Here is a 12,035-nt window from a genome sequence, read left to right on the forward strand (position 1 = left end):
CGGCCACGGACAGACCCACAGCCATGATCACTCATCGTGGACGCACGCAGTCGAATTCCGACCTTCCCCATCCACGATCGGCGATCACGGCGAGGAGCCGGCGACCCCTCACGAACCACAGCGCGGCCCACTCCAAGCCATGATCACGTCCCGTGGACACGGGACGTCGAATTCCGACCTTCCCCATCCACGATCGGCGATCACGGCGAGGAGTCGGCGACCCCTCACGAACCACAGCACGGCCCACTCCAAGCCATGATCACGTCCCGTGGACACGGGACGTCGAATTTCGACCTTTCCCGTCCACGATCAGTGATCACTGCTCGAGCGGGCGTGCCGCGGGCCCGGGCCGGGGCGGGCCGGGGCGGGGCGGCGATCCTCACGAACCACAGCACGGACCACCTCAGGCCATGATCACGTCCTGTGGACGCGGAGCGTCGCTTTCCGACCCTCCCCATCCACAACGGACGATCATGGGCTGAGGAGCTCGGTGGAACGGGCACGGCCCCACCCTCCGGCGAGCGCGCCGGTGGATGGGGCCGTGGAGCCGAGCTGTGGGCAGGTCGTGCGTGATCAGTGGTGCTCCTGGGCACCACCGACCCCGCACGGGCCGATCAGCTGCAGCGTTCGATGATCAGCTCGCGGACGCGCTTGGCGTCGGCCTGGCCCTTGGTGGCCTTCATGACCGCGCCGACGATCGCGCCGGCGGCCTGGACCTTGCCGCCCTTGATCTTCTCGACGACGTCGGGCTGGGCCGCGAGGGCCTCGTCGACGGCGGCGATGAGGGCGCCGTCGTCGGACACGACCTTCAGGCCGCGCTTCTCGACGACCTCGTCCGGCTCGCCCTCGCCCGCGAGCACGCCGTCGACCACCTGACGGGCCAGCTTGTTGTTGAGGTCGCCGGCGGCCACCAGCGCGATCACGCGGGCGACCTGGGCCGGGGTGATCGGCAGGTCGGCCAGCTCCACGCCGCGCATGTTGGCCTGCTGGGCCAGGTACGCCACCCACCACGAGCGGGCCTCGCCGGCGGGCGCACCCTCGGCGACGGTCGCCTCGATGAGCTCGAGCGCCCCGGCGTTGACCAGGTCGCGCAGCTCCTCGTCGGACAGGCCCCAGGCCTCCTGGATGCGCTTGCGGTGTTCCCAGGGCAGCTCGGGCAGCGTGCCGCGCAGCTCCTCGACCCACTCGGCGCTCGGCGCGATCGGGACCAGGTCGGGCTCCGGGAAGTACCGGTAGTCCTCCGAGGTCTCCTTGCGCCGGCCCGGCCGGGTGGAGCCGGACTGCTCCTCGAAGTGCCGGGTCTCCTGGACGATCGACCCGCCGCCGTCGAGCACGCCGGCCTGGCGCTGCATCTCGAACCGGACGGCCCGCTCGACCGACCGCAGGGAGTTGACGTTCTTGGTCTCGGTGCGGGTGCCGAGCACGCCGGAGCCGGTGGGCGAGAGCGACAGGTTGACGTCGCACCGCATGGAGCCCTGGTCCATCCGGACGTCCGAGACGCCGAGGGACTTGATCAGGTCCCGCAGCTGCGTGACGTACGCGCGCGCCACCTCCGGCGCGCGGGCGCCGGTGTCCGGGATCATCTTCGTGACGATCTCGATCAGCGGCACGCCGGCCCGGTTGTAGTCGAGCAGCGAGTACTCCGCGCCGTGGATCCGGCCGTCCGCACCGCCGACGTGCAGCGACTTGCCGGTGTCCTCCTCCATGTGCGCGCGCTCGATGCCCACGCGCACGACCTCGCCGTCCTCCAGCTGGACGTCCATCCAGCCGTTCACGGCGATCGGCTCGTCGTACTGCGAGGTCTGGAAGTTCTTGGGCATGTCCGGGTAGAAGTAGTTCTTCCGCGCGAACCGGCCCCACGGCGCGATCGAGCAGTTCAGCGCCAGCCCGATCCGGATCGCCGCCTCGACCGCGGCCTGGTTGACCACGGGCAGCGAGCCGGGCAGACCCAGGCAGGTCGGGCAGACCTGGGTGTTGGGCTCGGCGCCGAAGTCGGTGGGGCAGCCGCAGAACATCTTCGTGGCGGTCGACAGCTCGACGTGCACCTCGAGCCCGAGCGTGGGCTCGTAGCGGGCCAGCACGTCGTCGAAGTCGACCAGGGCGGGAGCGGTGGTTGTCACTTCGCGACCTCCGGGACGCGGGCGATCAGCGGCCCGCCCTCGTCGGCGTCGCGCGCGGCCTCGAAGGCGGCGCCGACGCGGTACATCACGGCCTCGCCCAGCGCGGGCGCCATGACCTGCAGACCGACCGGCAACCCGTCCTCCTCCGCGAGGCCCGACGGCACCGACATGCCGGCCACGCCCGCGAGGTTGGTCGGGATGGTGGCGAGGTCGTTGAGGTACATGGCCAGCGGGTCGTCGACCTTCTCGCCGATCGGGAAGGCCGTGGTCGGCGCGGTGGGGCTGACCAGCACGTCCGCCTGCTCGAACGCGGCGGCGAAGTCCCGGCTGATCAGGGTGCGGACCTTCTGCGCCTGGCCGTAGTAGGCGTCGTAGTAGCCCGACGACAGCGCGTAGGTGCCGAGGATGATCCGACGCTTGGCCTCGGGGCCGAACCCGGCCTCGCGGGTCGCGGCCATGACCTCCTCGGCCGAGGCGCCCTTGTCGACGCGCAGGCCGTAGCGCATCGCGTCGAACCGCGCGAGGTTCGACGACACCTCGCTCGGCAGGATCAGGTAGTACGCGGCCAGCCCGTACTCGAAGTGCGGGCAGGACACCTCGACGATCTCGGCGCCGAGCTTCTCCAGGCGGCGCAGCGCCGCGTCGAACGACGCCCGCACGCCGGGCTGGTAGCCCTCGCCGCCCAGCTCGCGCACCACGCCGATGCGGACGCCGGACAGATCGCCCTGCGCGCCGATCCGCGCGGCCTCGACGACGGCCGGCACCGGCGCGTCGATCGAGGTGGAGTCGAGCGGGTCGTGCCCCGCGATCACCTCGTGCAGCAGCGCGGCGTCGAGCACCGTGCGGGCGCACGGGCCGCCCTGGTCGAGCGAGGACGCGCAGGCCACGAGGCCGTAGCGGGACACCCCGCCGTAGGTCGGCTTGACGCCCACGGTGCCGGTGACGGCCGCGGGCTGGCGAATCGAGCCACCGGTGTCCGTGCCGATCGCCAGCGGCGCCTCGAACGCGGCGAGCGCGGCCGCGGACCCCCCGCCGGACCCGCCGGGGATCCGGGAGAGGTCCCACGGGTTGCGGGTGGGCCCGTACGCCGAGTGCTCGGTGGAGGAGCCCATGGCGAACTCGTCCATGTTCGTCTTGCCCATGATCGTGATCCCGGCGGCGCGTAGCCGGGCGGTGAGCGTGGCGTCGTACGGCGGGCGCCAGCCCTCGAGCATCTTCGAGCCGCAGGTCGTGGGCATGTCCACGGTGGTGAACACGTCCTTGAGCGCGAGCGGGACACCCGCCAGCGGCGACGCGGGCGCGGTGCCCGCCTTGATCGCCTCGTCGACCAGCGCGGCGTTGGCCAGCGCGGCTTCCGCGCCGACGTGCAGGAACGCGTGCACCTCGCCGTCGACCTCGGCGATCCGGTCCAGGTGGGCCTGCGCGGCCTCGACGGCCGAGACGTCGCCGGTGTGGATCCGCGTGGCCAGCTCCGCCGCCGTGAGGCGGGTCAGGTCGCTCACTGTTCCTCCCCCAGGATCCGGGGCACGCGGAAGCGGCCCTCCTCGGCGGCGGGCGCACACGCGAGCGTCTGTTCCTGGCTCAGCCCGGGACGCCGGACGTCGGGCCGGAAGACGTTCTGCAGCGGCACCGCGTGCGACGTCGGCGGGATGTCCTCGGCGGCCACCTCGCCCACCCGGGCGACGGCGCCGAGGATGACGTCGAGCTGGCCGGCGAAGACGTCGAGCTCGTCGTCCGTGACGGCCAGCCGGGCCAGCCGGGCGAGGTGCGCGACCTCGTCCCGGGAGATGGCCCCCGTGGAATCGGGCCCCCTGGAATCGGGCCCGGAGACGGCAGGCCCAGAGTCGGCGGGCATGTCCCTCCTCGAGGAGACGGGTGCGGACCCGCAGCCGTGCGCCGCGGTCCGTGGAAACTTCGGTCCCGAGCGGGGGCGCGCCTGGGGTCGGTCGGAGGGCACCTCGCCCGCTCGTCCACCAGTCTATTCGCGCCCACCGACAGTCCGCCGACGGGTTTCGCCGCCGCTGTCAACCCCCTGCGCCTGTCCCCACCCGCCCCGGGTTTGGCAGGATCGGGCGAGAGGCGACGCCCCAGTCGAGGCGGGTGGGCGTCGTCGTGTCGTGCATTCGGTCAGAGGGAGGCGTGGCGGAGTGTCGTTCCTGCTCCGGGTGGTCCTGCCGGACAAGCCGGGCATCCTGGGCGCGGTCGCCACGGCCCTCGGCGACGCCGGGGCGGACATCCTGGGTGTCGACGTCGTCGAGCGTTCGGACGGGCAGGCGGTCGACGACCTGGCCGTCGAGCTGCCGTCGGGGCGCCCGCCGGACGTCCTGATCACCGCGGCCGAGTCGGTGCCCGGGGTCCAGGTGGAGTCCGTGCGGCCCTCCAGCGGTCGCCTGGACACCCACCGCGAGCTGGAGCTGGTCGACGCGATCGCCTCCGATCCCGCGAACGGGCTTGCCCGGCTCGCCGAGGAGGTCCCGCGGCTGTTCCGGGCGGGCTGGGCGATCGTCGCCGTGCGCGAGGAGGGCCGCTCCTACCGGGTGGCCGACTCCTCGGCGGCGCCGGAGACGCGGGCGGGCGACCTGCCGTGGCTGCCGCTGGACAAGGCGATGGTCGTCGACCCCGAGGTGCACTGGGTGCCCGAGCCGTGGAGCGCGCTCGACACCGAGCTGGCCGCCGCACCGTTCGGCACCTCGCTGCCCGCCAAGGCGCTGGTCGTGGGGCGTCCGGGCGGGCCGGCGTTCCGGCCGTCGGAGCTGGCGCGGCTGGCCCACCTCGCCGGCATCGTCGCGACGGTCCTCGGGTCCTGACGGCCGTGGACCGGCCCTGGGCGCGCGTCCCGCCGGCGGCCGGGAAGGCGCTGCGCCCCTACGTCGTGGGCGCCACCGACGAGATCATCGCCGAGGTCCGGGCGCAGGTCTCGGAGTACTCGCGGCCGCTGAAGGGCAACTTCGGCAACCGGATCACGCAGGGCGTCACGGTCGCGCTGGACCAGTTCGTCAGGCTGCTGGGCTCGGACACGGAGCTGCCGGACACCCGCATCTACGCCGAGCTGGGCCGCGTCGAGCACCGCGAGGGCCGCACGCTCGCCGCGCTGCAGAGCGCCTACCAGGTCGGCACGCGCACGGTCTGGCGCGCGGTCGGCGAGAGCCCGGTCGCGCGTGCCCTGCCGCCCGACGTGATCTTCGCGCTCGCCGAGGCGCTGTTCTCCTACGTCGAGCAGCTGTCGGCGGCGTCGGTCTCCGGCTGGGCCGAGGAGGAGGCCATGCGGGCCGGGTCCCTGCAGACCCGGCGCAACGCCCTGGTCGAGGCCCTGGTCACACAGCCGCCGGTCCCGCCGGCGGAGATCGAGAAGCTCGCCACCGCGGCGGGCTGGCCGCTTCCGGCGCGGCTGGCGGCCCTCGTCGTCGACGACGCCGTGGAGGTCGCCGGCCGGATCCCCGGCGCGGTCGCGGCCGACCTCGACCCGGCCGGGGTCGCGTTCGTGCCCGCGGTCCGCGAGGGGCTCGACGAGCTGGTGCGGGCCGCGCTGCGGGACCGGACGGCGGTCCTGGGGCCGGTCGTGCCGGCGGCCGAGGCACACCGGTCGGCGGCGCGGGCGCGGGCGGCCTGGCCGGCGCACGCGGCGGGGCTGCTCGCCCGGGACGGCGACCCGCTGCTGCGCGCCGACACCCACCTCGTCGAGCTGCTGCTGGTCGGGGCGCCCGACCTGGCCGCGGACCTGCGGGAGCGGGTACTCGGGCCGGTGCAGGACATGCCGTCCGGCGCGGCGGCCCGCGCGCTGGAGACGCTGCGGGCCTGGCTCGACGCGCACGGCGACGTCACCACCGCGGCCGCGGCCCTGCACGTGCACCCGCAGACGGTGCGCTACCGCCTCGCCGGCCTGCGGGAGGTCTACGGCGAGGCCCTCGACGACCCCGCCCGCCGCCTCGAGCTGGAGGTCGGCCTCCGCGCCCTCGACGCGAAACCCTGACGGGTTGTGGCTCCATGACGCGCGTATTCGGCCATCGATGTCGCCTTATGGAACCATAACGCGCTGATCCTGCCGTGGAATCCGCGTTATGGAGCCATAATGCGGTCGATGAGGATCGGAAACCGCATCATGGCTCCATGATGCGTGGTCTACGCGGCGAGGCGGGCGGGGGCGACGCGGCGGACGGCCTTCCCGATCCGGCTGCGGGGCGTGGGCTTCGGGGCGCCGTAGCGCTCGTGGCCGCCGGGGAAGGCGAGCCGGAGGATCTTGCGCCACACCTTCGCGTACTGCGTCGGGAGCGGGCCGGCGTTGTACGGCAGGCCGTAGCGCTCGCAGATCTCCCGCACGCGCGGCGCGATCTCGGCGTAGCGGTTGCTGGGCAGGTCGGGGAAGAGGTGGTGCTCGATCTGGTGCGACAGGTTGCCGGTCATCAGGTGCATCGCCTTGCTGCCGGTCAGGTTCGCCGAGCCGAGCATCTGCCGGATGTACCACTCGCCCTGGGTCTCGCCCTCGAGCCGCTCCTCCTCGAAGGTCTCCGTGCCGTCCGGGAAGTGGCCGCAGAAGATCACCGCGTGCGACCAGACGTTCCGCACGGTGTTGGCGGTGAGGTTCGCGACGAGCGTCGACAGCGCCGACGGGCCGGAGAGCAGCGGGAACAGCACGTAGTCCTTGGCCGCCTGCTTGCCGATCTTCCGGAAGGTCGCGGCGATCTGCGGCTTGGCCTCGGCCCAGGGCTTCTCGCCGCTCTTGATCTTGTCGGTCTCGATGTCGTAGAGCGCGATGCCGTACTCGAAGATCAGCGACAGCCCGATGTTCGTGAACGGCTGCAGCAGGTGCTTCGGCCGCCACTCCTCCTCCGGCGTGATCCGCATGACCGTGTAGCCGAGGTCGCGGTCCTTCCCCCGGATGTTGGTGAAGGTGTGGTGCTCGTAGTTGTGCGAGCGCTTCCAGAACTCCGCCGGGTCGACGTGGTCCCAGTCCCAGGTCGTCGAGTGGATCTTCGGGTCCCGCATCCAGTCCCACTGGCCGTGCAGGATGTTGTGCCCGAGCTCCATGTTCTCGAGGATCTTGGCGACCGACAGCGCGGCGGTGCCCGCGATCCACGCCGGCGGGAACTTCGAGAACAGCAGCAGGGCGCGACCGCCGAACTCCAGGCCGCGCTGGGCGCGGATCACCGCGTGGATGTAGCGGGCATCGCGTTCGCCGCGGGTGGCGACGACCTCCTCGCGGATCGCGTCGAGCTCCGCGCCGAGCGCCTCGACCTGCTCGGCCGTGAGGTGGGCGGCGGCGGAGACCTTCTCCCCGCCGTCCTCGGGGACGGTCTCGAGGGTGGTCCGGGGGTCGCGACGAAGCATGCGGTGTCTCTCCAGCTCAGTGGGTCGTGAGTCGCAGGGGGCTGCGCTCACGGTCTACAGGTCGAGGGTGATGTCGCCGGTGGGAGCGGAGACGCAGGTGCGGACCGGACGGCCCGGTTGGTCGGCGGCGTCGATCAGGTCGCCGGACTGCAGGTCCCGGACGGCGCCGGCCTGCAGCTTCCCGACGCAGGTGTGGCAGATCCCCATCCGGCACCCGTTGGGCAGCAGGGCGCCGGCGGCCTCCCCGGCCAGCAGGACGGGGGTGTCGGACTCGGCGTCGGCGACGAGGCCGCTGGCGGCGAACGTGATCCGCCCGCCGGTCCCGGTCGCGCTCCCGACCCGCTTCGGGGCGAACCGCTCGACGTGCAGCAGCTCCGGGTCCCCCACCCGCTCCCAGTGCTCGGCGAGGGTGTCGAGCAGGCCGGCGGGCCCGCAGGCCCAGGTCTCGCGGACGGCCCAGTCCGGCACGGCGTCGGCGAGGGTGTCCGGGGTGAGCCGGCCCGCCCCCGCGGTGTGCCGCTCGACGAGCCGGAGCCCGGTCCGCGCGGCCAACGCGCGCAGCTCCGGGCCGAACACCACGTCGTCGGGCGTGCGGTCGCAGTGGACCAGGACCGCGCCGGAGAGCGCTGCGGGGTCGAGCGAGCGCAACATCCCCATGACGGGCGTGATGCCGCTGCCCGCGGTGACGAACAGCAGCTTCTCCGGCGTCGGCTCGGGGAGCGTGAACTCCCCCGCCGCCGGCCCGAGCCCGACGACGGTGCCCACGGGGGTGTCGTGCGCCAGCCGGCCGGACAGGATCCCGCCCGGCACGGCGGTGACCGCGACCGACAGCAGCCGATCGCCCGGCCGCGAGGTGACCGAGTAGGTCCGCCAGTGCCAGACGCCCGCGACCTGCAGCCCGATCCCGAGGTACTGGCCGGGGACGTGCCGCGCGAACGGCGTGCCCGGCCGCAGCACCAGCGTGGTGGTGTCGGGGGTCTCGCGGACGACCCGCACCACGCGGGCGCGCGGCGCGGACCGCGACCACATCGGGTTCAGGGTGCCCAGCACGTCGTCGGGTACCAGGGGCGTGATCAGCAGCCCGGCGGCGGCCCGGACACGCCGGGCCATGCGGCTGTCCCGAAACCGGCTTGCAGAGCTCATGGCGTCAACGGTAGGGATCACGGATCGGTCACGACCACGACGACGGCCACGGCGTGCGGCCGGTTTCTGTTGCCCAACCAACAAGCTCGACGGACGGGCGTGACGATCGGCCCGAGCGGGAACTCCCGGGATTTCCCGGTCGTTCGGGCGGCCCTCAGACGCGGATGGCGAGCGCGGCGCGGACGAGGTCGTCGTTGCCCGTGGCGAGCCAGCCGTCCGGCCGCACCAGCACGTCCTCGAAGCCGATCCGGGTGTCGACGCCCATCCGCAGCGCGTACTCCAGCACCGGCCAGGCGCCGTCCTCCTCGCCGTGCAGCAGCACCGGCACGGGGAGCTGGCCGAGCGCCCGCACGATCCGGACCGCCTCGGCGACCGCGGTCTCCGGGTCCGACACCACGGTCGACTCGGCGAGCACGCGCACGGTCATCGGCGGGACGCCGCTCTGCCGCAGGGTGACGGCGTCGCCGCTGGTCCACACGCCGAGCTCGACGCCGATGCCCACCGACGCCGCCGCGCGGCAGACCTCCACCCAGCCCTTCTCGTGGACGTTGACCGAGCAGACGTCCGGCTTGCCCAGCCCGAGCCGCCCCCAGCTGAGCACGGCCTCGATGCGCAGGTTCGGGTCCGGCTGGATCCACCGGCCCGTGGTCACGCCGATCTCGACGCCCGGGGCCTCCTGGCGGATCAGCGCCACCGCGTCGCCGACGTGGACCGGGTCGATCGTCTCGTGGCCGAGCGGGTCCCGCGGGTGGACGTGCACGGAGTTGACGCCGAGGCGGGCGACCGCGCGGGCGTCGCGGGCGAGGTGCCGGGCGAGGACGGGCAGCGCCGGGTGCGCGTCCTCCGGACGCGAACCGTTCAGAACCGCCTGCAGCACCGTGCTCTCCTCCGTCTCCAGGATCCGCACCGCACCCCACGCCGGCACCGGACGGCGCGACGACCGGTCAGGCCCGTGCGGGGAGCGGAAGCCGCGAGCCTAGTGGGCCGCCGGTACGGGTCCGCGCGGCCGGGCCGGGAGGTCCCTCCATGTGCTGACGCGTGTCACGATCCCGACGCGGCCCCGGCGTGTCGGGTGGCCTCCTCCGGGCCGCGGTCCAGCAGCACCCGGAAGCCCTCCTCGTCGAGCACCGGGACGCCGAGCTCGACGGCCTTGTCGTACTTGGAGCCCGGGGCGTCGCCGGCCACGAGGAAGGCCGTCTTCTTCGAGACCGAGCCGGCGGCCCGGCCGCCGCGGGCCATGATCGCGTCCTTGGCCTCGTCCCGGGAGAAGTTCTCCATCGAGCCGGTGATCACGATCGACAGGCCCTCCAGGGTGCGCGGGACCGACTCGTCGACCTCGTCGACCATCTGCACCCCGGCGGCCCGCCACTTCGCGACGACCTCGCGGTGCCAGTCGACGGTGAACCAGTCCCGCACGGCGGCGGCGATCGTGGGGCCCACGCCCTCGACGCCGGCGATCGGCGCCAGGGCCGCTGCGACCGCCTTCGCCTGCGCGCGGGTGGCCGTCTTCTGGGCCTTCTCCTCCTCGGCGGCGAGGGCCTCGGGATCGGCGTCGTCGGTGGAGGTGTCGGCGGAGCCGTCTGCCGAGCCGTCGGCGGAGCCGCCGGCGTTCGCGTCGGCGGGGACCGCCGGCGCCTCCGACCCGTCCGGCTCCTCGGCCGCGGACCCGTCCGAGGTGATCTCCACCCCGGCCTTCTCGGTCTCCTCCCACGCCGTGGCGGCGGCCTGCTCGATCGCCTCCATGGAGTGGAACTCGCGGGCCAGGGCCTGCGCCGCGGTGGGCCCGACGTGCCGGATCGACAGCCCGACGAGCACCCGCCACAACGGCCGGTCCCTCGCCGCCTCGAGGTTCTGCAGCAGCTTCCGGCCGTTGGCCGACAGCGCCCCCGCCTTGGTGCGGAAGAGGTCGACCTGCAGCAGGTCCTCCTCGGTGAGGGCGAAGACGTCGCCCTCGTCGTGCACCACGCCGGACCTCAGCAGGGCGGTGGCGGCCTCGTAGCCCAGGCCCTCGATGTCGAACGACCCGCGGCCGGCCACGTGGAACAGGCGCTCGCGCAGTTGTGCGGGGCAGGACCGGGCGTTGGGGCAGCGCTGGTCGACGTCGCCCGCCTTCTGCCGCACCAGCTCGGTGCCGCACTCCGGGCAGTGCGTGGGCATGACGAACGCCCGCTCCTCGCCCGTGCGCACGTCCGTGACCGGGCCCAGTACCTCGGGGATCACGTCGCCCGCCTTGCGGATGACCACCCGGTCGCCGATCAGCACGCCCTTGCGGCGCACCTCGTCCTCGTTGTGCAGGGTGGCCATCGAGACCGTGGACCCGGCGACCAGCACCGGCTCCATGACCGCGAACGGGGTGACCCGGCCGGTGCGCCCGACGTTGACCTGGATGTCGAGGAGCGTGGTGGTGGCCTCCTCGGGCGGGTACTTGTAGGCGATCGCCCAGCGGGGCGCGCGCGAGGTGGCGCCGAGCCGGCGCTGCAGGGCCACCTCGTCGACCTTCACGACCACGCCGTCGATCTCGTGCTCGATGTCGTGCCGGTGCTCGCCCCAGTACGCGACGTGCGCCACCACCTCGTCGATCGAGGTGAAGACGGTGGTGCGGGTGGAGACGGGCAGCCCCCACGCCTGCAGCGCCTCGTAGGAGTGCGACTGGGTGACCGGGGTGAAGCCCTTCCGCTTGCCCAGCCCGTGGCAGATCAGCCGCAGGTTGCGGGACGCGGTGACCCGCGGGTCCTTCTGCCGCAGCGAGCCGGCGGCGGTGTTGCGCGGGTTCGCGAACGGGGGCTTGCCCGCCTCGACGAGCGCGGCGTTGAGGCGCTGGAAGTCCTCGAGCCGGAAGTAGACCTCGCCGCGCACCTCGACGAGCTCGGGCACCGGGAACTCCGCGGTGCCGGTGAGTTTCTCGGGCACCTCCTCGAGGGTGCGCATGTTGAGCGTGATGTCCTCGCCCGTGCGCCCGTCCCCCCGGGTGAGCGCCCGGGTGAGCACCCCGTTCTCGTAGAGCAGGTTCACCGCGAGCCCGTCGATCTTCAGCTCGCACAGGTAGTGCAGGTCCGACCCGACCTCGCGGACGGTGCGCTCCGCCCAGGCGCGCAGGTCCTCCTCGCTGAACGCGTTGTCCAGGCTGAGCATGCGCTCGAGGTGGTCGTACGCGGTGAACTCGGTGGAGAACCTCCCCCCGACCTTCTGGGTCGGCGAGTCCGGGGTGCGGAGCTCGGGGAACTCCTCCTCCAGCGCGATCAGCCCGCGCCACAGCTCGTCGAACTGGCCGTCCGAGACCACGGGTGCGTCGAGCACGTAGTAGCGGAACTGGTGGTCCGCGACCTCGGTGGCCAGCGCGGCGTGCCGCTCCCGCACGTCGTCGGGAACGGTGCTGGTGGGGGGGCTCGCTGTCCGGTCCGCGCTCACGGGTGGCAGGTTAGTAGGCCCCACCGACACTTCCCGGAC

The 12,035-nt window shown here is 73.3% G+C and carries 9 protein-coding genes; 2 read left to right on the plus strand and 7 right to left on the minus strand.

Going from position 1 to position 12,035, the window contains the following annotated elements; genetic code table 11:
* Positions 1–614: 614 nt before the first annotated feature.
* Genes gatB through gatC form a run of 3 tightly spaced genes read right to left on the minus strand, consistent with a single transcriptional unit; the run spans position 615 to position 3,975 of the window.
* On the minus strand, positions 615–2,120 hold the full coding sequence (gene gatB, locus LWC33_RS26180; protein ID WP_233307335.1) for an Asp-tRNA(Asn)/Glu-tRNA(Gln) amidotransferase subunit GatB: 1,506 nt from the start codon (positions 2,118–2,120) through the stop codon (positions 615–617).
* On the minus strand, positions 2,117–3,622 hold the full coding sequence (gene gatA, locus LWC33_RS26185) for an Asp-tRNA(Asn)/Glu-tRNA(Gln) amidotransferase subunit GatA (protein WP_233307336.1): 1,506 nt from the start codon (positions 3,620–3,622) through the stop codon (positions 2,117–2,119). Before gatA ends, gatB begins: the two co-directional genes overlap by 4 nt.
* Positions 3,619–3,975 carry an Asp-tRNA(Asn)/Glu-tRNA(Gln) amidotransferase subunit GatC gene (gene gatC, locus LWC33_RS26190; protein WP_233307337.1) on the minus strand — a complete coding sequence of 119 codons (357 nt, stop codon included), beginning with the start codon at positions 3,973–3,975 and terminating at the stop codon, positions 3,619–3,621. Before gatC ends, gatA begins: the two co-directional genes overlap by 4 nt.
* 292 nt (positions 3,976–4,267) lie before the next feature.
* On the opposite strand from gatC, the gene LWC33_RS26195 reads away from it, so the two are divergent.
* The gene (locus tag LWC33_RS26195) at positions 4,268–4,927 is read left to right on the plus strand and encodes an ACT domain-containing protein (protein WP_233307338.1); all 660 of its coding nucleotides are present in this window, start codon (positions 4,268–4,270) and stop codon (positions 4,925–4,927) included.
* Between the two features lie 5 nt (positions 4,928–4,932).
* Positions 4,933–6,090, plus strand: coding sequence for a PucR family transcriptional regulator (locus LWC33_RS36255; RefSeq protein ID WP_233307339.1), 1,158 nt, complete (start codon positions 4,933–4,935; stop codon positions 6,088–6,090).
* A 149-nt stretch (positions 6,091–6,239) separates the two neighbouring features.
* Here the strand turns inward: LWC33_RS36255 and LWC33_RS26205 are convergent, their stop codons facing one another.
* From LWC33_RS26205 to ligA, 4 genes are all read right to left on the minus strand, one after another.
* Positions 6,240–7,445 carry a fatty acid desaturase family protein gene (locus LWC33_RS26205; RefSeq protein WP_233307340.1) on the minus strand — a complete coding sequence of 402 codons (1,206 nt, stop codon included), beginning with the start codon at positions 7,443–7,445 and terminating at the stop codon, positions 6,240–6,242.
* A gap of 54 nt (positions 7,446–7,499) precedes the next feature.
* Complete coding sequence (locus tag LWC33_RS26210; RefSeq protein ID WP_233307341.1) at positions 7,500–8,555, minus strand: ferredoxin reductase; 1,056 nt, start codon at positions 8,553–8,555, stop codon at positions 7,500–7,502.
* A gap of 187 nt (positions 8,556–8,742) precedes the next feature.
* Positions 8,743–9,465: a 3-keto-5-aminohexanoate cleavage protein gene (locus LWC33_RS26215; protein ID WP_233307342.1), complete on the minus strand. Its 723-nt coding sequence runs from the start codon at positions 9,463–9,465 to the stop codon at positions 8,743–8,745.
* A 164-nt stretch (positions 9,466–9,629) separates the two neighbouring features.
* On the minus strand, positions 9,630–11,996 hold the full coding sequence (ligA, locus tag LWC33_RS26220; RefSeq protein WP_233307343.1) for an NAD-dependent DNA ligase LigA: 2,367 nt from the start codon (positions 11,994–11,996) through the stop codon (positions 9,630–9,632).
* Positions 11,997–12,035 lie beyond the last annotated feature (39 nt).

The sequence above is a fragment of the Pseudonocardia terrae genome, from assembly GCF_021343995.1.
Lineage (GTDB): Bacteria > Actinomycetota > Actinomycetes > Mycobacteriales > Pseudonocardiaceae > Pseudonocardia > Pseudonocardia terrae.